Here is a 21,025-nt window from a genome sequence, read left to right as displayed (position 1 = left end):
CACAGTGGCTGCATGACTCCAGACATGTCCGATGTGACCCGAACGAAGCACGGCAGGCCCGTGCACCACTGGCGGCGGGACGTCGTCGAACTCGCCGCCCTGTTCACGGCGGTGGCCGTGGCCGACGCCGTGGCCAACGTGATCGGCCACGGGCCCGGCGGCCCGGCGCTGCTGGTGATCTCCGCGATCGTGCTCGCCGCGACGACGGGCTTCCACATCTGGTGGGCACGCCGCCACGGGCACGCACCGCCGAGGGCGGATACCGGTGCCCGGCCGGCCGACGGGACACGGCCGGCCGGGCAGCCCGCAGCGCCGCAGGCAGCGGACCGGGGCGCGGACCGGGCGAGCGTGCTGTGGCGGATGCGGACGACCGTGAAGGACGAGCCCGGTTCGCTGGCCGCCCTGTGCACGGCGCTGGCCGCCGGGCGGGTCGACATCCTGAGCCTGCAGACGCACCCGCTGGCCGACGGCACGGTGGACGAGTTCCTGCTGCGGGCGCCGGACACACTGCCCGCGGCCGAGATCACCCGGGCCGTCGCACGGGCCGGCGGCGCGTCGACGTGGATCGAGCGGGCCGACGCCCATGACCTGGTCGACGCTCCGACCCGTATCCTCGGCCTGGCGGCCCGCACCGCCCTTGATCCGGCGGAACTTCCGCTGGCGCTCAGGCAGTTGCTGGGCCGGTGCACGATCCGTTCGCTGCCCGGCGTGCCGGTCGGCGGGGGCGGGGCGACGGAACCGGTGCCCGTGGAGGGTGTCCTGGAGGACACCGTCATGCGGCTGCGGGATCCCGAGGGTGGGGTGCTCACGGTGGAGCGGCCGTATCTGCCCTTCACACCGGCCGAGTTCGCGCGGGCCTGCGCGCTGGTGGAGCTGGACAGCCGACTCGGTCCGCGGATTCCGGGCGGCCAGGACGTGCTGACCCTGCCCGAGGGCAACGACATCACCGTGCGCCGCGTCGACACCGGCGCCCTGGCAGCGGCCAGGGCGATGCACGAACGGTGCTCCTCGCGCACCCTCGGCATGCGCTACCACGGGCCGGTCGGTGACGCCGACCGCTATCTGAACCACCTGCTCAGCCCCCGCTTCGGGCGGACCCTGGCCGCGCAGACCACCGCGGGCCGCATCGTCGGCCTCGGACATCTGCTGTGGGACGGCGACGAGACGGAGGTCGCGCTGCTCGTCGAGGACGCGTGGCAGCGGCGCGGTATCGGCACCGAGCTGCTCAGCCGGCTGGTGTCGATGGCGGTGGAGGCGGGCTGCGAGAGCGTGTACGCCGTGACGCAGGCCTCCAACACGGGCATGATCGCCGCGATGCGCGGGCTCGGGCTGCCCCTGGACTACCAGATCGAGGAGGGCACCCTGGTGATCACGGCCCGCTTGGACGCCACCCCGGTCGCCTCCCGGCCGTCGTACGCCACTCGGCGTGAGCAGCTCGGCGGCCCGTCCCGCAGGGGCTGAGGCCGCAGCCACGCGCAGCCCTGCGCACCGGACGCGGCGAGCGGACGACGAGGCCCCCCACAGGTACGGCGGCCCGGCACTGGCCGGCCGGGCCGCCGTACGTCTCACCTCCTCAAGGCCGTCAGGCCTTCGCCTCCTGGAGCGGCACGGGGGTCAGGATCCGTTCCCCGAGGGCGTTGTCCAGGTCCGCCCAGAGATCGTCGACGTCCTCCAGGCCCACCGAGAGGCGCAGCAGCCGGTCGCTCACCCCGGCGCCGCGCCGGTCATCGGCGTCGACGATGCGGTGGCTGATGGACGCCGGGTGCTGGATGAGGGTGTCGACGCTGCCGAGGCTGACCGCCGGGGTGACCAGCCGGACGCGGGAGATGACCTCGTGCGGGTCGCCGTGCACCTCGAAGGCGATCATCGCGCCGCCGAGCCGCGGATAGTGGACGCGGGCCACACGCGGGTCGGCGGAGAGACGGCGGACGAGTTCGGCGGCGTTGGCGGAGGCCGCCCGTACCCGCACCGGCAGCGTGGAGAGCCCGCGCAGCAGCAGGTAGCCCGCCAGCGGGTGCAGGACACCACCGGTGGCGAAACGTATCTGCCGCAGCCGTCCCGCGAACTCCTCGTCGCAGGCCACCACGCCGGCCAGCACGTCGCCGTGGCCGCCGAGGTACTTGGTGGCGCTGTGCAGCACCAGGCGGGCGCCGAGTTCCGCCGGGCGCTGCAGGACGGGCGTGGCGAAGGTGTTGTCGGCGAGCAGCGGGACCGAGCCGCAGGCGTGGGCGACGGCCCGCAGGTCGAGTTCGGCGAGGGTGGGGTTGGCCGGGGACTCGACCATCACCAGGCCGGTGTCCGGGCGCAGCGCGTCGGTGATCCCGGCCGGGTCGGTCCAGGTGACCTCCGAGCCGAGCAGCCCGGCGGTCAGCAGGTGGTCGCTGCAGCCGTACAGGGGCCGTACGGCGACCACGTGCCGCAGGCCCATGGCGGACCGGGCGAGGAGGACCGCGCTGAGCGCGGCCATGCCGCTGGCGAACGCGACCGCGGACTCCGTGCCCTCCAGCCGGGCCAGGGCGGTCTCGAAGCGGGCGACGGTCGGGTTGCCGAGACGGCCGTAGACCGGCGGGCCCACCGGGTCGGCGCCGTCGGCGGCGAAGGCGTCGATGCGGGCGGCCTCGGCGCGGCTGTCGTAGGAGGGATAGGTGGTCGACAGGTCGATCGGCGGGGCGTGCAGCCCCTGGCGGGCGAGGTCGTCGCGGCCGGCGTGCACGGCCTCGGTGGCCAGTGCTCTCGATGCGGTGCGTACGTGGTCGTAGGCACCGGTGCTCGCTGAGTCCATGGCGGGAAGGGTGAACACAGAACGGATGACCGGAGGCAAACCCCGTGCTACGTTCGGCCAATGGCCGAATCTGTCGTACTGGATCCGGTGGACCTTCATCTGCTGCGCCTGCTGCAGAACGACGCCCGGACCACCTACCGCGACCTCGCCGCGCAGGTCGGGGTGGCGCCGTCGACATGTCTGGACCGGGTGGCCCGGCTGCGTCGCTCGGGCGTGATCCTCGGGCACCAGCTGCGGCTGGACCCGGCCAGGCTCGGGCGCGGCCTGGAGGCGCTGCTGTCGGTACAGGTCCGGCCGCACCGGCGGGAGCTGGTGGGACCCTTCGTGGAGCGGATCCGGGCGCTGCCCGAGTCGCGCACCGTGTTCCATCTGACCGGGCCCGACGACTACCTCGTGCACGTGGCGGTGGCGGACATGGCCGACCTCCAGCGGCTGGTGCTGGACGAGTTCACGGCGCGGCGCGAAGTGGCCCGGGTGGAGACCCGGTTGATCTTCCAGCAGTGGGAGTGCGGGCCGCTGCTGCCGCCCGGGCACGCCCAGAGCTGAACTCGCCCCTACATGCCCGAAACACGGGTGACGCAGGCTTCCTCGTCGTAAGAGGATGGTCGGCATGTCTGAGACCAAGAGCCCGCTGCCCCGTCAGGTGGCCGACGCGTATGTGGACGACCTGATCGCCCTGGACCCGATCACCGGGACCTACCTCGGTGTGCCGGACAGTTCGAGCAAGCTGCCCGACTACTCGCCCGCCGGCCAGGAGGCCCGGGCGGAGCTGGCACGGGCCACGCTCGTGAAGCTGGACGAGGCCGAGCGGCTGCCCGGCGCGGACAGTGACGTGGAGCGCCGCTGCGGGCGGCTGCTGCGGGAGCGGCTGACCGCCGAACTCGCCATGCACGAGGCAGACGAGCATCTGCGCGCGATCGGCAACATGCACACCCCTGGCCACGCGGTGCGGGACGTCTTCTCGGTGACGCCGACGCGGACGGAGCAGGACTGGGCGGCGATCGCCGAACGGCTGCGCGCGGTGCCGGCCGCGCTCGCGGGCTACCGCGAGTCGCTGGCGCTGGGCCTGGAACGCAAGCTGTACGCGGCTCCGCGGCCGACCACGACCTTCATCGGCCAGCTCACCGAGTGGACGGACACGGACGGCCAGGGCCGTGGCTGGTACGAGGACTTCGCCGCCGAAGGCCCGGACACCCTGCGCACCGAGCTGGACGAGGCTGCCCGCACGGCCACCGCCGCCCTGCTGGAGCTGCGCGACTGGCTGCGGGACGTGTACGCACCGGCGGCCGAGGGGACCCCGAACACGGTGGGCCGCGACCGGTACGCGGTGTGGGCCCGGTACTTCAACGGCACCGACCTGGACCTGGACGAGGCGTACGCGTACGGCTGGGCGGAGTTCCACCGGCTGCTCGGCGAGATGCGGCAGGAGGCGGAGAAGATCCTGCCCGGCGCGAAGACGCCGTGGGAGGCCCTCGCGCACCTGGACGTGCACGGCCGGCACGTCGAGGGTGTCGAGGAGGTGCGCGAGTGGCTGCAGGGCCTGATGGACAAGGCCATCGAGGACCTGGACGGCACGCACTTCGAACTCGCCGAGCGGGTACGGCGGGTGGAGGCCCGGATCGCCCCGCCCGGCGGTGCCGCGGCGCCGTACTACACGGCCCCCTCGGAGGACTTCTCGCGTCCCGGCCGCACCTGGCTGCCGACCATGGGACTGACCCGGTTCCCGGCGTACGACCTGGTGTCGACCTGGTACCACGAGGGCGTGCCCGGCCACCACCTCCAGCTCGCGCAGTGGGCGCACGTGGCGCAGGACCTCTCCCGCTACCAGGCCACGGTCGGCGGGGTCAGCGCCAACGTGGAGGGCTGGGCGCTGTACGCGGAACGTCTGATGGACGAGCTGGGTTACCTCACGGACCCGGAGGAGCGGCTTGGCTATCTGGACGCGCAGATGATGCGCGCGGTCCGGGTGATCATCGACATCGGCATGCACCTGGAGCTGGAGATCCCGGCCGACTCCCCCTTCCACCCGGGTGAGCGCTGGACTCCGGAGCTGGCGCAGGAGTTCTTCGGTGCGCACAGCAGCCGCCCCGCGGACTTCGTGGAGAGCGAGCTGACCCGCTATCTGACCATGCCGGGTCAGGCGATCGGCTACAAGCTGGGCGAGCGGGCCTGGCTGCTGGGCCGGGAGAAGGCGCGCGAGCGGCACGGCGCCGGCTTCGACCTGAAGGCCTGGCACATGGCGGCACTGTCCCAGGGCTCGCTGGGCCTGGACGACCTGGTGGACGAGCTGTCCCGCCTCTGATCCTCCGGGACGGGGTCTCCGGGTGGCGCGTTCCCCGCGGGGTCGCTCACCCGAACGGCATTCCCCGGGGCGCGAGGCCCCCGCCCGGCTTCCATGCTGGCGAACGGGACATGACCGCCGTCCGGAGGCACCCGCGCACCGTGGTGGGGGACACCGGACTTCGCCACCGGAAGGTCGGAGCGTCGATGAGACTCGTCGTCGATCTCAACAAGTGCCAGGGGTACGCGCAGTGCGCGTTCCTCGCGCCCGATGTCTTCGCCCTGCACGGCGAGGAGGCGCTGATGTACGACCCGCGGCCGCAGGAGGAGCAGCGGGAGCGGCTGGCGCGGGCCGTCGCCGCCTGTCCGGTGCAGGCGATCACGGCCGACGGGCTGGACGGCGGACAGGGCCGGACCGCGTCCGGTCAGGAGGTGTCCGGCCGGGAGGCGTGCGATGGCAGCTGACTACGCCGACTACGTGGACTGGCTCAGGCACGAGGGCCGGATCGTGATCGTGGGCGCCTCGCTGGCCGGCCTGCGGGCCGCCGAGACGCTGCGCGCCGAGGGCTTCGCCGGTTCGCTCACCATGATCGGTGACGAGCCGTACGAGCCGTACGACCGGCCGCCGCTGTCCAAGGCCGTCCTGCTCGGCACGGCTTCCGCACGCCACACCGAGCTGCCCCAGCGCCGAGAGGTCGACGCCACGTGGCGGCTCGGTGTCGCGGCGACCGGTCTCGACCTGGCGGCCAAGCGCGTACGGCTCGCCGACGGGGACGAAGTGGAGTACGACCGGCTGCTCATCGCGACCGGTGTCCGGGCCCGTCCGTGGCCGAAGGAGGACGAGGCCCGGCTGGACGGCGTCTGTCTGCTGCGCACGCGCGGCGACGCGGCCAGGCTGCAGCAGCGGCTGAAGGCGGGGCCGCGCCGGGTGTTCGTCATCGGCGCCGGCTTCGCGGGTTCGGAGGTCGCCTCGGCCTGCCGGGACATGGGCATCGCCGTCACGGTGGCGGAGCGTGCCGGTGCCCCGCTGGTCGGCGCCCTCGGCGGGGTGGTCGGCGCGGTCGCCGCCGACCTGCACGCCGACAACGGCGTGGACCTGCGCACCCATGTCACGGTGACCGCTCTGGAGGGCGACTCGGCCGGCCGGGTGCGGGCCGTCCACCTGTCGGACGGGAGCGTCGTCGAGGCCGAGGTCGTGGTCGTCTCGCTGGGCTCGCTGCGCAACACCGAGTGGCTGACCGGGTCGGGGCTCGGCGCGGGGCCCCGGGGCATCGCGTGCGACGCGGGCTGCCGGGCCTTCGACTTCCGGGGCATCGTCACCGACGACGTCTTTGTCGCCGGTGATGTCGCGCGGTCCCCGCACGCACTGTTCGGATACCAGTTCCTCTCGCTGGAGCACTGGGGCAACGCCGTCGCCCAGGCGGAGACCGCCGCGCACAACATGGTCTGCCGGGGTGCCGACCGCCGACCGCACCTGTGGATGCCGGCCTTCTGGTCCGCGCAGTTCGGGGTGAACATCAAGTCGGTCGGTGTGCCGCCGATGGGCGACCAGCTCATGATCACGCAGGGGTCGCTGTCCGAGCGCAGGTTCGTCGGCGTCTACGGCTGCAAGGGCCGGATGATCGCCGCCGTCGCCTTCGACAACGCCCGCTGGCTGGAGTTCTACCAGCGGCAGATCGAGCGGGGCGCGCCGTTCCCCGTGGAGTTCCCGACCGTCGACCGGCGTCCCGAAGGCCGGCACCCGGTCGCGGCCGACTTCCCCGACCCGTCCCTGCCGACCCACGGCCCCACGGTGACCCTGACCGGCTACTCACCGGCCGACCAGCAGTTGGTCTTCCACCCCGCCCGGCACTGACCGCCGCCCGGCCCCCACGCTCCAAGGAACCCGTCATGACGCGAGCCTCGATGCTGCGCAAGATCACCGACTTCGCGAACCGCGCCGACCCCTATCCGATCTACGAGGAACTCCGCAGGACGCCAGTGCTGCACGAGGAGCAGGACGGTCCGTACCTCATCAGCTCGTACTACGACATCGAGGCCCTGCTCCATGATCCGCGGATCAGCTCCGACGCCGCCAACCTGGCCGCCGCCGGGGACGACGAGTTCTCCGGGCCGGAGGCGACCGGGCTGCCGCCGAGCTTCATCCGGCTCGACCCGCCGGAGCACGACCGGCTGCGGCGGATCGCCAACGGCTCCTTCGGCCCCCCGCACCGGCCCACCCGTGTCGACTCCCTGCGCGGTGAACTCACCGAGATCGTCACCGACCTGATCGACGCGTTCGGGGACGCGCGGCAGATCGACGTGGTCGACCGGTTCGCGTACCCCTTCCCGGTGACCGTGATCTGCCGGCTGCTCGGCGTGCCGCGCGAGGACGAACCGCGCTTCCGTGCCTGGGTCGACCCGATCGTCGCCAGCCTGGACCCCGGCGACCGCCCGAGCGCCGAGTCCGCGCGGGTCGCGCAGGACGCACGGCTGCAGCTCGCCATGTACCTGAACGGGCTGGTGGAGCAGCGCGTCAGGGAACCACGCGACGACATGCTGTCCGACCTGGTGAACAGTCACGGTCCGGACGGCGTCATGACCACGATGGAAGTGCTGAGCACCGCGGTGCTGCTGCTCATCGCCGGCCATGAGACGACCGTCAACCTGATCACCAACGGCATGCTCACGCTGCTGCGCCACCCCGAGTACCTCCAGCGGCTGCGCGACGAACCGGACCTGTCCGTGAAGATCGTCGAGGAACTCCTGCGCTACGAACCGCCGGTGCAGCTCGTGCCGCAGCGCACCTGCATCGCCGACATCGAGCTGCGCGGGGTGACCATCCCGAAGGGCTCACGCATCTGGCTCGTCCTCGCCGCCGGCAACCGGGACCCGGAGCGGTTCAAGGAGCCCGAGCGCTTCGACCCGGACCGCGGGGACATCCAGCACCTCGGCTTCGGCAGCGGCATCCACAGCTGCTTCGGCGCTCCGCTGGCCCGGCTGGAGACCCAGGTCGCCCTGTCCGAGCTGGCCCGGCGGCTGGAGAACCCCCGCCTGCTCGAGGACCCGCCGCCCTACCGGCAGAACGCGCTGCTGCGGGGTCCACGCCATCTGGACGTCGCGTTCGACGCCCTGCGCTGACCCCCGGGGGCGGGTGACCGCGGTCAGTTCGCGAGCCGTCTGAGCTGAACCAGCCCGACCCAGGTCTCAGGTCCCGGCTGGACGTAGGCGGCACGCACCGCGTACCTGCCCGCTTCCAGGGGGACGCGCAGGTGTTCGGTGCGGTCCGCCGTCCCGCCCGGCCAGGCCGAGTCGAACAGCAGCACCGGTCCGGGCACCTGCCAGTGGATCTCGGGTGCCCACAGCGCCGAGTCCAGGGCGTCGGGGACGCCGGCGAGCAGTTCCTCCTCCGAGTCGGCGGCGGCCCACCGTACGAAGGTGCCGTGGTCCGGCAGGAAGGACGTCGAGGCGGGGTCGTCGCCGAACACCAGCGCCGCACTGTCGCCGACCGGGAGCAGTCCCACGTACCCGTCGACCTCGCACGCCCGGTCGTAGTCCGTGGCGGGTTCGGAGCTGTCCGCGCCCGCCCAGAACGGCAGCACCGCCTCCGGTATCGCTATCAGCGGGCCGCCGCCCGACTCCACCCACTCCAGGGTGCCTGGATCCGCGTATCGAACCATGGGCAGAACCTACACGGAAGCCAGTGGTCCGGTTCCCTTGCGGGGATGTCCCGCGGACTCAGCAACCGCATGCGCCCTCGACCGGCGCGGTCAGCGGATCGGCGTCGCGGCGGGCGGGGCCCTGCCAGGTCTCGTACTCGAAGCCCTCGCGGACCCAGTACTCGAAGCCGCCGAGCATCTCCTTGACCCGGTAGCCGAGTTCGGCCAGGGCGAGGGCGGCGCGGGCGGCGCCGTTGCAGCCGGGGCCCCAGCAGTACGTCACCACCGGCACGGACCTGTCGAGGAGTTGACCGGCCTGCTCGGGGATGAGCGCGGTCGGCAGGTGGACGGCTCCTGGGATGTGCCCCTGGTCCCAGGACTCGGTGGAGCGGGAGTCCAGCACGACGAAGCCGGGGTCGCCGCCGGCCGCGAGCGCCGCGGCCACGTCGGAGACGTCGGCGTGGAAGGCGAGGCCGGCCCGGAAGTGAGCGGCGGCCTCGGCCGGCGCGGCGGGGGCGACGCGCAGGACGGGGTTCACGGGCGTCGTGGAGTTGCCGGTGGTTGCGGACTTCGTAGTGATCATGACTGAAAATCTATGACCCCCGGCCCGCTCGCTGAAGTGCTGATTCCCGGCGTTCCCCTTGATCTGCCGGGGTTTTCCCTGCTATCCATCGCGGATGACCGTGTATTCCCCGGATGCCACCGACTGGCACATCCTGGACGTCCTCCAGCGGGACGGCCGGGCCAGCTACGCCGAGCTGGCGCGTGCCGTCTCCATGTCGTCGAGCGCCGTGACCGAGCGGGTCCGGCGGCTGGAGGAGGCCGGCGTCATCCAGGGCTACGCGGCGGTCGTCGACCCCGAGCGCCTCGGTCTGCCGATACTCGCGTTCGTCCGCCTGCGCTACCCGAACGGCAACTACAAGCCCTTCCACGACCTGGTGGCGGCGACGCCCGAGATCCTGGAGGCGCACCACGTCACGGGCGACGACTGCTTCGTCATCAAGGTCGCCGCGCGGTCCATGTCCCACCTGGAGGAGGTCTCCGGGAAGATCGGCGCGCTCGGCTCGGTCACCACGAGCGTGGTGTACTCCTCCCCGCTGCCCCGGCGTCCGCTGGGCCGCTGACCGTCACACGCCCCGCTGCCGCAGCACGGACCCCGACCGCCCCTTGACCACCTCCAGCTGGGCGTGGATCCGGCGGCGCAGGTCGGCGACATGGCTGACGATGCCGACGCTGCGGTCGCGTTCCCGCAGGCCGTCGAGGACGTCCAGGACCTCGTCCAGGGCCTGGTCGTCGAGGCTGCCGAAGCCCTCGTCGATGAAGAGGGTGTCGAGGCTGACGCCTCCGGCCTCGTCCGTGACGACGTCCGCGAGGCCGAGGGCGAGCGCGAGGGAGGCGAAGAAGGTCTCGCCGCCGGACAGGGTGGCGGTGTCCCGTTCGCGGCCGGTCCAGGCGTCGACCACGTGCAGCCCGAGACCGCTGCGCCCGCGTCCGGTGCGGTCGTCGGAGTGGACGAGGGTGTAGCGGCCCGAGGACATGCGCTGGAGGCGTACGGTGGCGGCGGCGGCGACCTGTTCCAGGCGGGCGGCCAGCACGTACGACTCCAGGCGCATCTTGCGGTCGTTGTCGGCCGAGGTGCCCGCGGTGAGCGAGGCCATGCGGGCCACCCGGTCGTACTCGGCGCGCAGCGGCGCCAGGCGTCGTACCCCGTCGGTGGCGCGGGCGGAGAGCCGGTCCAGCTCGGTGCAGCAGCGGGCGGCGGCGTCGCGTGCGGAGGCGGCCTCCTGCAGCCGCCGTTCCGCCTCGGCCATGGCCTGTTGCGCCGTGGCGACATCGGCGGGCGGCTGCTGGGCGGCGGCGGCCGTGCCGGCCTCGGCGAGCATCGCGCGGACCGCGGCCTCTTCGGTCTGCCAGGCATCGAGGCGGTGTTGCAGCTCGCGGTGGGCGGCGGCGTCGAGGAGGGCGCCGGCCGCGGCCTGCGGTGTGTCGAAGCCGGCGCGGTAGGCGGCGTCGGCGAGACGGGCGTCGGCGTCCTTCAGGCGCTGGGCTGCGTCCTCGGCGGCGCGCGCGGCGTCGGCCGCCTCGGTGAGCAGGGCCGTCTGCCGCTCCAGTTGCGCGGCGCGCGCGGCCACACTCGCCGCGGTGCCGCGGGCGCGGTCCAGCTCCGTCCGCAGGGCCGTCCGTTCCCGCTCCAGGGTGTCGCGCCGGGTGAGCCGTGAGGCGGCACGCACGGCGGCCTGCTGACGGTCGGCCAGCCGCCGTTCCCGCTCGTGCTCGGCGCGCCTCAGCTCCTCGCGGGCGGCGTGCAGGGCGGAGCCCTCGCGGCGTGCGCGGGCGTACTCCTGTTCCAGTTCCTCGGCCTCGGCGGCGAGCCGGGCGGCGGGGGTGTCGCCCGCCTCGGCGCCGGCCGCTGCCAGGGCCTCGCGGACCACGCCGAGGCGCCGCTCGTCCTCGGCGTGCTGCTCCTCGGCCCGCTGGTGGGCGGCGAGGGCGCGTTCCTCGGCGTCGCGGTCGACGTGTCCGGCGACCTTGCGGGCGGGCGCGGGATGTTCGGTGGCCCCGCAGACGGCGCAGGGTTCGCCGTCGACTAGGTGCGCGGCCAGTTCGGCGGCGATGCCGTTCAGGCGCTGTTCCTTGAGGTCGAGCCAGCGGGTGCGGGCGTCCAGGGCGGCCTGCCGGGAGGTGTGGGCGCGTTGCAGGGCCTGCTCCAGGTCTCCGGCCAGCTGGTCCCGCAGGCGGGCTGCGTCGAGCCGCCTGCGGGCGGGTTCGCGCCGGACGGCGAGCTGTTCGGCGCGGGTGGCGCTCTCCTGGGCCGCGTCGACGCGGGACTGGAGGCTCGCGCGGGTGGCGTCCCAGTCGGCGAGCCAGGCGTCGGCCTCGCGCAGGACGTCCTCGTCGGCGCGCTCCTGCCGGTCGAGCCCGGCCTGTTCCTCGGCCAGTTCGGCGAGCCGGCGCTCGGCACGCCGGGCCGACTCCAGGCCGCCCAGCTCCTCGGCGAGGCGGCGGGCGGCGGCGGCCAGACCCGCCGGTCCGGCGGCGGCGAAGGAGTCGGGCAGCATCCCGCGCGCGCGTGCCTCGGCACGAGCGGCTCTGTCGTGCTCCCTCTCTGCGGCCTCCCGCAGCTCCAGCGCGGGCGCCACCGCTTCCGCCTTCCGGGAGCGCTCCATACGTTCCTGGGCGGCGCGGTGCGCACCGGCCCGCTCCCTCAGCCGCTCGGCGCGCTCCTGCGCCTCGGCGAACCGGCTTTGCAGCCGGGCGAGTTCGCGTACGTCCTCCAGGGTGCGCCGGGCCGTGGCACGGGCGGACTCGGCGGCGGTGAGCCGGCTGTGGGCGAGGGTGAGGCGTTCGCGGGCGGTGCTGCGGGCGACGGCGGCGGCACCGAGCACGGCCTCGGCCAGGCCCGGGTCGCCCGGGGCGAGGTCGGGCAGCTCCATGGTGCCGCCCGCCTCCTGCTGCATGCGGTGTGCGTCGGCGAGCAGCGCGGCGTCCCCTTCGCGCACCCGGGCCTCGGTGGCGCGGCGGCGCTCGGCGAGCCGCTTCTCGACGTCGGCGAAGCGCTGGGTGTCGAAGAGGCGGCCCAGCAGCCGGCCGCGGGCCTCGGCGTCGGCGCGCAGGAAGCGCGCGAAATCGCCCTGGGGCAGCAGGACGACCTGGCAGAACTGTTCGCGGCTCATGCCGAGCAGCTGGGTGATCTCCTCGCCGATCTCCTGGTGGGAGCGGCTGCGGTCCCGCCAGGCGCCGGCCGTGCTGTCGTACTCCCGCAGCCAGGTCTGGGCCTTGTCGACCGTCGTGCCCTTGCCGCGCAGCTTCGCCCGCTCCCGGGGCGGCTGCCGGGTGACCTCCAACCGGCGCCCGGCGACGGTCAGTTCGAGCCGAACCTCGGTGCGGGTGCCCGGTTCGGCGTGGTCGCTGCGCAGGTTCATGCCCTGGCCGCTCTGCCGGGAGCCGGGCACGGTGCCGTACAGGGCGTAGCAGACGGCGTCCAGGACGGAGGTCTTGCCGGCGCCGGTCGGGCCGTGCAGCAGGAAGAGCCCGGCGGCGGACAGCGCGTCGAAGTCGACGGTCTGGGAACCGCCGAAGGGCCCGAAGGCGGTGATGTCGAGCCGGTGCAGCCTCACCGCGCCCCCTCGCGCACCGCGTCGTCGGCGCGGACCGCGTCGAAGGCCTCACTGAGCACGGCCGCCTCCTGCTCATCGGGCCCGGCGCCGCGCACGTGGGCGACGAAGTCCTGGGCGATCTGCTGGTCGCTGCGGCCCACGAGCCGCCGGGCGTAGGAGACCTGGGGGTCGTCCGGTGCCCGTTCGGGGGCGAAGACCAGGCTGAGGGTGTGCGGGAAGCGCTCGGTGAGCCGGGCCATGGGGTCGGTGGGGCGGACCGGGTCGGTGAGGGTGGCCTCGATCCAGGAGTCCTCGTGGCGGGTCAGCTCCGGGTCGGCGAGGAGGTCCTCCAGGGTGCCGCGGACGCGGGCGAGGGGGCGGGGCACGGGGCAGTCGACGCGCTCGGCGGTGACGGCTCCGTCGGCGTCGAGGTCGACGAGCCACATGCTCTTGCGGTGGTCGGCCTCGGAGAAGGAGTAGGCGAGCGGGGAACCCGAGTAGCGGACGCGCTCGGTGAGGGTCTGACAGCCGTGCAGATGCCCGAGGGCCACGTAGTCGACGCCGTCGAAGATCCCGGCCGGTACGGCGGCCACCCCGCCGACGGTGATGTCCCGTTCACTGTCGCTGGCCCGGCCGCCGGTGACGAAGGCGTGGGCGAGGACGACGGAACGGGTACCCCGCGGGCGTGTGGCGAGGTCGGCGCGGACCCGGTCCATGGCGGCGCCGAGCACGGCCTCGTGCCCCGCCCTGTCCACCGCGAACTCCTCCTTGACCAGGGCCGGTTCGAGGTAGGGCAGACCGTAGAAGGCCACGTCCGAGTGGTCGTCGGCCAGCACCACCGGGGTGCCGACGGCGGACGGCTCGGTGCGCAGGTGGATGCCCGCGCGGTCGAGGAGTCCGGCGCCGACGCCCAGGCGGCGTGCCGAGTCGTGGTTCCCGGAGATCATCACCGTGGGCACACCGAGGTCCGCGAGCCTGTGCAGGGCGTCGTCGAACAGCTCGACCGCGGCGAGCGGAGGCACCGCGCGGTCGTACACGTCCCCCGCCACGAGCACCGCGTCCACGCCGCGTTCGCGGACGGTGGTGACGAGGTGACCGATGAACTCGGCCTGGGCACCGAGCATGTTCACCCGGTGGAAGGCCCGGCCGAGATGCCAGTCGGACGTGTGCAGCAGTCTCATGATCCCCGAGGTTAACGGCGGGGTCTGACATCGCGCTGATGTCAGGCGTCGCCGTACGCCTCCCCGCCCAGCTCGAACCCGGCCGTGCCCGCCGTCGCATCGGCCAGCCACGCCCGGAAGGCGTCCACGTCGGCGTCCGGCAGGCCGATCTCGATGGTGACGGCCTCGCCGTAGCGCACGTCCCGCACCTCGCGTCCCGTGGACCGCAGGTCGTTCTGCACCTTGCCCGCGCGCTGGTGGTCGACGGTGACCGTGGCCAGCCGGAAGCGGCGCCGGGTGATCGTGCCGAGGGTGTCGATGGCCTCGCCGACCGCCCCGCCGTACGCCCGGATCAGCCCGCCCGCGCCGAGCTTGACCCCGCCGTAGTAGCGGGTGACGACAGCGACGACGTACCGCATGTCGCGGCGCAGCAGCATCTGGAGCATGGGAACACCGGCCGTGCCGCCCGGTTCCCCGTCGTCGCTGGCCTTCTGGACGGCCGCATCGGCACCGATGACGTACGCCCAGCAGTTGTGGGTGGCGTCGGCGTGCTCCTTGCGGACCGCGGCGAGGAACTCCTGCGCCTCCTGCTCGGTGGCCGCCGGGGCGAGCGCACACAGGAAGCGGGAGCGGTTGACCTCGGTCTCGTGCACGCCCGCGCGGGCGACTGTGCGGTACTCGTCCTGCATCCCGCAAGCCTAAGCGCAGCCGCACCCCCGCCGGTCCGCGCTACCTCTCTCCCCGGTCGTCTCCCTCCCCTCCCTTCTTCCCCTTCTTCTCGCCCCGCGGCACGGTGAACGACGTCAGCAGGGCCACGCCCGGGGCGAGGGCCGGCCAGCCGGTGCCGCGCCAGGCCAGTACGGCGATCGCGGACGTGGGGAACTTCACGCGGACCCGGTCCAGCGTGTCGTCCAGGCCGTCGCCGGCCAGTTGCAGGACCAGATCCTCCAGACCCGGGTTGTGGCCGATCACCAGCAGCGTCTCCACCTCGGCCGGTGTCTCGCGCACGACCTCCAGCACCTCGTGCGCGGTGGCCCCGTACAGCCGCCGGTCGTAGCGGACCTGGGGCGGGGTGCCCCACTGCGCGGAGGACAGCTCCCAGGTACGGCGGGCGCGTACGGCGGTGGAGCACAGGGCGAGATCGGGCAGGCAGTCGGCCTCGGCGAGGGCGCGCCCGGCGGCCGGGGCGTCCCTGAGACCGCGCGGCGCCAAGGGGCGACGGTGGTCCTCGACGCCCTCGGGCCAGGCGGACTTGGCGTGCCGCAGCACCACCAGACGACGCAGCGGGCCCGCGCCCGCCCGCTCGATCACGCGAGGCTCCCGAGGTCCCGGGCGAGGTCGAGGGCGAGCAGCCGGTCGGCGTAGGCGTACGTCTCGAAGCGGGCGCCGTCCGGCACGCCGGGTCCGCTCGCCACGTCCCGCAGGACGCCGAAGACCGCGGGCACGTCCAGGTCGTCCTCCCAGGCGGCGCGCAACCGCGCGCGCACCTCGTCGGGCACCGGCCGCGAGGGCTGCCGCGCCCATCCGGCAACGTCTCGCCGCCATCGCCCGAGCGACCGCGCGGCGCTCTCCAACAGGGCGCCGTCCATCCGCACCGGTTCCCGCCGCGGGACGGAGAGCAGGGCCAGGCGGAGGGCGGCGGAATCCATGTCGGCGCCGGCCAGGAGGGCCGGCAGCGGGGGGAGGGGGCGGGGCGCGGGCCGGGACGGGGGTAGGGGGGTGGTGCGGGCCGCGGCACCGGCCGGAGCGTCCGCGACCCGGCCTCCTCCGTCCTCAGCACGGCGCGACCCGCCCGGACCACGGTCCAGCCCGCCCGGACCGTGCTCCAGCCCGCCCGGACGACGATCCATGGCGTCCGGCCCGTCCGCAGTCCTGTCCGGCCCACCCGCACCCTGGTCCGGCCCGCGCCCAGCGCCACCGGGCCCCCCTGCTGCGCCATCGGGAGCCTCCGCAGCCCCGCCCGGCGGCTCCCGGCGCGGCCACTCCACCGGTGCCACCGATACCACCGCTCCCTCGCCGCAGGTGTCCTCGGCACCCTGTGGTGCCACGTGGACGACCTGGGCCTCGCCGAGTCCCGAGGCGAGGTCGTGGCCGTCCTCGAAGGGGCGGACGGAGAGGGTGGTGGCCGCCGTGCGGAGTGCGGGGCGGTCACAGGCGGCGGTGAGTGTCGTCCAGACGGGGGTGCCGCCGAGTTCCAGTGCGCGGCCGAGGACGTCGGCGGTGAGGAGCACACGCAGGGACGTCGGGTCGAGGCCGCAGGCGTGCGCCTCGATACGGGTCAGGCCGCGCCGGACGGGCGCGGCGGCAACGGACTCACCGGTACGGGCGTCGAGGATGCGCAGCACGCAGTGAGCGTAGGCGGGCCGACGGCCGTACGCAGGCACCTGGCCCGGATTACGGACGCCGTGGCGGCCCGATCGGGACACCGTGGCGGGAATCAGCGGCAGCCGGGTGCTGTTGCCGCGACGACAGTTCCCCGAGCAGCCCGAGGAGGCGGCCGTGTACGGCGACTACGGCGACGAGGCGACGATCCGCAGGATCCTGACCGAACTGGGTGACACGTGGGCCGTGGTCGGCCTGTCCTCGAACCGGGGGCGGGCCGCGTACGGGGTGGCGCAGGTGCTGCAGCGGTTCGGCAAGCGGATCGTCCCGGTGCACCCGCGGGCGGAGACGGTACACGGCGAGCGGGGCTACGCCTCCCTCGCGGACGTGCCGTTCCAGGTCGACGTGGTGGACGTTTTCGTCAACAGCTCCCTGGCCGCAGCGGTGGCCGAGGAGGCCGTCGCGAAGGGCGCAAAGGCCGTGTGGTTTCAGCTCGGTGTCGTCGACGAAGCCGCTTTCGAACGGACCCGGAACGCCGGACTTGACATGGTCATGAACCGCTGCCCGGCGATCGAAATTCCCCGTCTGGGCTAGCCCATCTCACTTTCTTCTCACAATTGACTGATGAATATTGACATTCACGCTTGGTGTCTGACCTGGGGGAAGTCGACATCCAAGACGAACAAGATCCCAGGTCAAGATTTGGAAAACAGTCTTTTGCCAGGACGGAAAGCGTTCCTAGCCTGTGACCTTCCTGCTCGTTAATGATGCGTATACGACCTGAGAGGTCACTTGACATGGTGAAACTCGACCATGCCGCGCCCACAACCACGAAGGACACAGCCGGCGGACTGCGCCGGGATGTCGGCCTGATCGGCCTGATGTGGGCCTCCGTGGGTTCCATCATCGGATCCGGCTGGCTCTTCGGCGCCCAAAAGGCGGTCGTGGTGGCCGGTCCCGCGGCGATCATCTCGTGGGTGATCGGCGCGGTGGCGATCGTGCTGCTCGCCCTTGTGCACGCCGAACTCGGCGGCATGTTCCCGGTGGCGGGCGGCACCGCCCGTTACCCGCACTACGCGTTCGGCGGCCTGGCCGGCATGTCGTTCGGCTGGTTCGCCTGGCTCCAGGCGGCGACCGTCGCGCCGATCGAAGTCGAGGCCATGGTCGGCTACGCGAAGCACTGGAAATGGGCCGAAAGTCTGCAGCACGCGGACGGCACCCTGTCGGCCAGTGGTTTCGCCATCGCCGTCGTCCTGATGGCGGTCTTCGTCGGAGTCAACTTCTTCGGCGTCCGTGCCCTCGCGCACACCAACAGCGCCGCCACCTGGTGGAAGATCGCCGTCCCCCTCGCCGCGATCTTCATCATCGCCATCGGCAACTTCCACCCGGGCAACTTCACCTCCGAGGGCTTCGCGCCGTTCGGTGCCAAGGGTGTGCTCGCCGCGATCAGCTCCAGCGGCATCATCTTCGCGCTGCTCGGATTCGAGCAGGCCATCCAGCTGGCCGGTGAGAGCCGCAACCCCAAGCGCGACCTGCCGCGTGCCACGCTCGGCTCGGTGGCGATCGGCTCCGTGATCTACATCCTGCTCCAGGTCGTCTTCATCGCCGCGCTGCCGCACACCTCGTTCGCGCACGGCTGGGCCAAGCTGGACTTCCCGGGCATCAGCGGCCCCTGGGCGGGCCTCGCCACCCTGGTGGGCCTGGGCTGGCTGGGCCTCGTGCTGTACATCGACGCGATCATCTCCCCCGCCGGCACCGGCCTGATCTACACCACCGCCACCTCCCGCGTCTCCTTCGGTCTGGCCAAGAACGGCTACGCCCCGAAGCTGTTCACCAAGACCGACAAGCGCGGTGTGCCGTGGTTCGGCCTCATCACCTCCTTCGTCACCGGTGTGGTCTGCTTCCTGCCGTTCCCGAGCTGGCAGGAGCTGGTCGGCTTCATCACCTCGGCGAGCGTGCTGATGTACGCGGGTGCCCCGCTGGCGTACGGCGTCTTCGCCGACCGCCTGCCGCACATGGAGCGCCCGTACCGGCTGCCCTTCGGCAAGGTCATCTCGCCGATGTCCTTCGTGGTCGCGAACCTGATCATCTACTGGGCCGGCTGGGACACCCTGTGGCGGCTGGGCTTCGCCATCCTGCTCGGCTACGTGCTGCTGGGCTCCTACGCCTGGTACGCGATCCGCAAGAAGCTGTCCGACGCGCCCCGGCTGGACTTCAAGGCCGCGCAGTGGCTGCCTCCGTACCTGGTGGGCATGGGCCTGATCTCCCTGGGAGGCGGCTTCGGCGGCCAGGGCATCATCCCGCTGTGGTGGGACATCGCGGTCGTCGCGGCCTTCTCCCTCGGCATCTACTACTGGGCCAAGGCCACCGCGTCCAAGCCCGAGGAGATCGAGCGCAGCATCGGCGAGGTCGTGGTCACCGACGCCCCGGCGCACTGATCGCCCCCGTTTTCCCCGGTGTCCCGTCAGCCGATCCGTGGCTGACGGGACACCGTCATGTACGGGTGCTGCGCTCGGCGAGCCGGTGGTCGGCCAGGTTCAGCGCCTCGTCGACCAGCCGGCGCAGATGTCCGTCGCCGAGCGAGTAGACCACCCGGCGCCCCTCCTTGCGGGTCTGCACCAGGCCCGCGAGGCGCAGCCGGGCCAGATGCTGGCTGACGGCGGGACGGGCCGCGCCGCATGCCTCGGTCAGCGTGGTGACATCGGCCTCCCCCGCCGTCAGGGCATGCAGCAGGGTCAGGCGGGTGCGGTCGCCGAGCAGGCCGAGCAGCTCGGCGGCGAGGGTGAACTGCCCTTCGCCCGGAGTATGCGTATGCGCATGATGTGCAGGTGATAGGTGCATGCGTGCGCTCATACGCACATAATGGCGGTGTGGGCGCCACGCGTCCACACCGCACGCCGAAAGGGGACGCACGTGAGCGACCGGCATCCGCACCACCACGGACCCGAGCAGGAGCACCACGACGGGCACGGGCAGCACCACGGACACGCGCACGGGCACGAAGCGCACGGTCACGGCCGCCAGGAAGGGGACGCACACGGGCACCGCGACGGGCATGGACTCGGGCACCACGACGCGCAGGGGCGCGGGCACCACGACGGGCACGAGCACGAGCGCCCCCACGCCCACGAGCACCCGCACGGGCCGGCCGACCGCGCCTCCGCCCTGCGTCACCGCCTCGCCCATCTGCTCACCCCGCACTCCCACGAGAGCGCCGACAAGCTCGACTCCGCCCTGGAGTCCTCGGCGCGCGGGATGCGGGCCCTGTGGGTGTCGCTGGCCGTGCTCGGGGCGACCGCGGTGGCGCAGGCGGTGGTGGTGGCCCTGTCCGGGTCGGTGGCGCTGCTCGGGGACACCGTGCACAACGCGGCCGACGCGCTGACCGCCGTACCGCTGGGCATCGCCTTCGTACTGGGCCGCCGCGCGGCGACCCGGCGCTTCACCTACGGCTTCGGGCGGGCGGAGGATCTGGCGGGGCTGGCGATCGTGCTGACCATCGCCGCGTCCGCGGCCTTCGCGGCGTGGGCGGCCGTCGGACGGCTGCTCGACCCGCGACCGGTCGGGCATCTGCCCGCGGTGGCGGTGGCCGCGCTGGTGGGCTTCGCGGGCAACGAGTGGGTGGCCCGGTACCGGATCCGCGTGGGCCGGCAGATCGGCTCGGCCGCGCTCGTCGCCGACGGCCTGCACGCGCGCACCGACGGGTTCACCTCGCTGGCCGTGCTGCTGGGCGCGGGCGGCTCAGCCCTGGGCTGGCAACTGGCCGACCCGATCGTGGGGTTGGCGATCACGGCCGCGATCGCGCTGGTGCTGCGGGACGCGGCCCGGGAGGTCTTCCGTCGGGTGCTGGACGCCGTCGACCCGGCACTGGTGGACCGGGCCGAGCAGGCGGTGCGGGCGGTGCCGGGCGTGCGCGGGGTCGGTGAGCTGCGCCTGCGGTGGATCGGGCACCGGCTGCGGGCCGAACTCGCGGTGGTGGTGGACGGCGAGGCGACGGTACGGCAGGCGCACGCGATCGCCGTCGAGGCCGAACACGCCCTGCTGCACGCGGTACCGAGGCTGACGGCGGCGCTGGTGCACGCCGACCCGGCGCCGGTCCCGGGCGAGACGGACCCGCACCTGGCGCTGGCTCACCACGCGACGGCCTGACGTCAGGCCACCCCGAGCCCTTCGATCACCACGGCCCCCGGCAGTTGCGCGAGTGCCTTGCCCGGCACGAGCAGCTTGCCGCGCCGGCGTCCGCTGCCGACCAGGACGTAGGGCAGGTCGACGACGGCCGAGTCCACCAACACGGGCCAGCCGTCGGGCAGTCCGACGGGGGTGATGCCGCCGTACTCCATGCCGGTCTCCCCCGTCGCCGTCTCCATCGAGGCGAACGACGCCTTGCGGGCGCCGAGTTGGCGGCGTACGACGCCGTTGACGTCGACCCGGGTGGTGGAGAGCACGACACATGCGGCGAGCGTGGTCTCACCGCCCCGCTTGCCCGCGACCACCACACAGTTCGCAGACCGCTCCAGCAGGTCGCGCCCGTAGTGCTCCACGAAGACGGCGGTGTCGGCCCACTGCGGGTCGGTCTCGACGTAGAGGACCTGGCCGGCGGGGACGCTGCCGCGCCAGGCGCGTACGGCCTCGGCGACCGGGTGCGTCAGCTCGGCGAGGCAGTCCGGAGCGGGCGTGGCGGTGTCGAAGTCTCCGATGGGTGCACGCATGGCCCGCACGCTAACAGGTCCTCGGCAACCGGTCAGCGGC

20 protein-coding genes are annotated in these 21,025 nt (G+C 73.2%); 10 read left to right on the top strand and 10 right to left on the bottom strand.

The features are described 5' to 3' along the window. Window positions 1-12: 12 nt before the first annotated feature. Window positions 13-1,461: a GNAT family N-acetyltransferase gene (locus tag K7G59_RS28460; protein ID WP_225839150.1), complete on the top strand. Its 1,449-nt coding sequence runs from the start codon at window positions 13-15 to the stop codon at window positions 1,459-1,461. 121 nt (window positions 1,462-1,582) lie between these two features. Here the strand turns inward: K7G59_RS28460 and K7G59_RS28455 are convergent, their stop codons facing one another. Then, a complete protein-coding gene (locus tag K7G59_RS28455; protein WP_225839148.1) occupies window positions 1,583-2,782 on the bottom strand; it encodes a PLP-dependent aspartate aminotransferase family protein in 1,200 nt (399 codons plus the stop codon). Between the two features lie 60 nt (window positions 2,783-2,842). Between K7G59_RS28455 and K7G59_RS28450 the strand changes: the two genes are divergently transcribed. The 5 genes from K7G59_RS28450 (at window position 2,843) to K7G59_RS28430 (ending at window position 8,182) form a co-directional block, all read left to right on the top strand. Beyond that, the gene (locus K7G59_RS28450) at window positions 2,843-3,328 is read left to right on the top strand and encodes an Lrp/AsnC family transcriptional regulator (protein ID WP_225839145.1); all 486 of its coding nucleotides are present in this window, start codon (window positions 2,843-2,845) and stop codon (window positions 3,326-3,328) included. A gap of 64 nt (window positions 3,329-3,392) precedes the next feature. Beyond that, complete coding sequence (locus K7G59_RS28445) at window positions 3,393-5,084, top strand: DUF885 domain-containing protein (protein ID WP_225839142.1); 1,692 nt, start codon at window positions 3,393-3,395, stop codon at window positions 5,082-5,084. Window positions 5,085-5,269: 185 nt separating this feature from the next. Further along, a complete protein-coding gene (locus tag K7G59_RS28440) occupies window positions 5,270-5,527 on the top strand; it encodes a ferredoxin (protein ID WP_225839140.1) in 258 nt (85 codons plus the stop codon). After that, complete coding sequence (locus K7G59_RS28435; protein ID WP_225839137.1) at window positions 5,517-6,917, top strand: NAD(P)/FAD-dependent oxidoreductase; 1,401 nt, start codon at window positions 5,517-5,519, stop codon at window positions 6,915-6,917. The genes K7G59_RS28440 and K7G59_RS28435 overlap by 11 nt, the downstream gene beginning before the upstream one ends. A 35-nt stretch (window positions 6,918-6,952) precedes the next feature. Continuing rightward, window positions 6,953-8,182 (top strand): cytochrome P450, encoded by a 1,230-nt coding sequence (locus tag K7G59_RS28430; RefSeq protein ID WP_225839136.1) that lies wholly within the window; start codon window positions 6,953-6,955, stop codon window positions 8,180-8,182. A 23-nt stretch (window positions 8,183-8,205) separates the two neighbouring features. Here K7G59_RS28430 and K7G59_RS28425 read toward each other — a convergent pair whose 3' ends face one another. Together K7G59_RS28425 and K7G59_RS28420 are read right to left on the bottom strand one after the other, a co-directional pair. Then, entirely contained in the window at window positions 8,206-8,721 is a 516-nt protein-coding gene (locus K7G59_RS28425) for an immunity 21 family protein (RefSeq protein ID WP_225839134.1), read from the bottom strand. A gap of 58 nt (window positions 8,722-8,779) precedes the next feature. After that, window positions 8,780-9,283 carry a rhodanese-like domain-containing protein gene (locus tag K7G59_RS28420; protein WP_225839131.1) on the bottom strand — a complete coding sequence of 168 codons (504 nt, stop codon included), beginning with the start codon at window positions 9,281-9,283 and terminating at the stop codon, window positions 8,780-8,782. A gap of 94 nt (window positions 9,284-9,377) precedes the next feature. On the opposite strand from K7G59_RS28420, the gene K7G59_RS28415 reads away from it, so the two are divergent. Then, window positions 9,378-9,824, top strand: coding sequence for an Lrp/AsnC family transcriptional regulator (locus K7G59_RS28415; protein WP_225839129.1), 447 nt, complete (start codon window positions 9,378-9,380; stop codon window positions 9,822-9,824). A 3-nt stretch (window positions 9,825-9,827) separates the two neighbouring features. Here K7G59_RS28415 and K7G59_RS28410 read toward each other — a convergent pair whose 3' ends face one another. From K7G59_RS28410 to K7G59_RS28390, 5 genes are read right to left on the bottom strand one after another with little or no spacing between them, the layout of a single operon-like run. Beyond that, entirely contained in the window at window positions 9,828-12,818 is a 2,991-nt protein-coding gene (locus K7G59_RS28410; RefSeq protein WP_225839126.1) for an AAA family ATPase, read from the bottom strand. Next, window positions 12,815-13,978 (bottom strand): exonuclease SbcCD subunit D, encoded by a 1,164-nt coding sequence (locus K7G59_RS28405; RefSeq protein ID WP_225839124.1) that lies wholly within the window; start codon window positions 13,976-13,978, stop codon window positions 12,815-12,817. The genes K7G59_RS28410 and K7G59_RS28405 overlap by 4 nt, the downstream gene beginning before the upstream one ends. A 41-nt stretch (window positions 13,979-14,019) precedes the next feature. Then, entirely contained in the window at window positions 14,020-14,646 is a 627-nt protein-coding gene (locus tag K7G59_RS28400) for a YigZ family protein (protein WP_225839122.1), read from the bottom strand. A gap of 40 nt (window positions 14,647-14,686) precedes the next feature. After that, window positions 14,687-15,268, bottom strand: a complete 582-nt coding sequence (locus tag K7G59_RS28395) for a histidine phosphatase family protein (protein ID WP_225839120.1) — start codon at window positions 15,266-15,268, stop codon at window positions 14,687-14,689. Continuing rightward, window positions 15,265-16,302, bottom strand: coding sequence for a hypothetical protein (locus K7G59_RS28390; protein ID WP_225839118.1), 1,038 nt, complete (start codon window positions 16,300-16,302; stop codon window positions 15,265-15,267). Before K7G59_RS28390 ends, K7G59_RS28395 begins: the two co-directional genes overlap by 4 nt. A 154-nt stretch (window positions 16,303-16,456) precedes the next feature. On the opposite strand from K7G59_RS28390, the gene K7G59_RS28385 reads away from it, so the two are divergent. Together K7G59_RS28385 and K7G59_RS28380 are read left to right on the top strand one after the other, a co-directional pair. Then, complete coding sequence (locus tag K7G59_RS28385) at window positions 16,457-16,873, top strand: CoA-binding protein (protein ID WP_225839216.1); 417 nt, start codon at window positions 16,457-16,459, stop codon at window positions 16,871-16,873. A gap of 203 nt (window positions 16,874-17,076) precedes the next feature. After that, window positions 17,077-18,717: an APC family permease gene (locus K7G59_RS28380; RefSeq protein WP_225839115.1), complete on the top strand. Its 1,641-nt coding sequence runs from the start codon at window positions 17,077-17,079 to the stop codon at window positions 18,715-18,717. A 55-nt stretch (window positions 18,718-18,772) separates the two neighbouring features. Here the strand turns inward: K7G59_RS28380 and K7G59_RS28375 are convergent, their stop codons facing one another. Further along, window positions 18,773-19,132: a metalloregulator ArsR/SmtB family transcription factor gene (locus K7G59_RS28375; protein WP_225839113.1), complete on the bottom strand. Its 360-nt coding sequence runs from the start codon at window positions 19,130-19,132 to the stop codon at window positions 18,773-18,775. Between the two features lie 60 nt (window positions 19,133-19,192). Between K7G59_RS28375 and K7G59_RS28370 the strand changes: the two genes are divergently transcribed. Next, window positions 19,193-20,425: a cation diffusion facilitator family transporter gene (locus K7G59_RS28370; RefSeq protein WP_374114294.1), complete on the top strand. Its 1,233-nt coding sequence runs from the start codon at window positions 19,193-19,195 to the stop codon at window positions 20,423-20,425. A gap of 2 nt (window positions 20,426-20,427) precedes the next feature. Here the strand turns inward: K7G59_RS28370 and K7G59_RS28365 are convergent, their stop codons facing one another. After that, window positions 20,428-20,985 carry a YbaK/EbsC family protein gene (locus tag K7G59_RS28365; RefSeq protein WP_225839111.1) on the bottom strand — a complete coding sequence of 186 codons (558 nt, stop codon included), beginning with the start codon at window positions 20,983-20,985 and terminating at the stop codon, window positions 20,428-20,430. Window positions 20,986-21,025 lie beyond the last annotated feature (40 nt).

Origin of the sequence: Streptomyces sp. NK08204 (assembly GCF_020400585.1) — a bacterium.
In the GTDB taxonomy this organism is placed as follows: Bacteria; Actinomycetota; Actinomycetes; order Streptomycetales; family Streptomycetaceae; genus Streptomyces.
The sequence above is the reverse complement of the archived record's forward strand: the minus strand, read 5'-3'. Positions and strand labels throughout refer to the sequence as shown.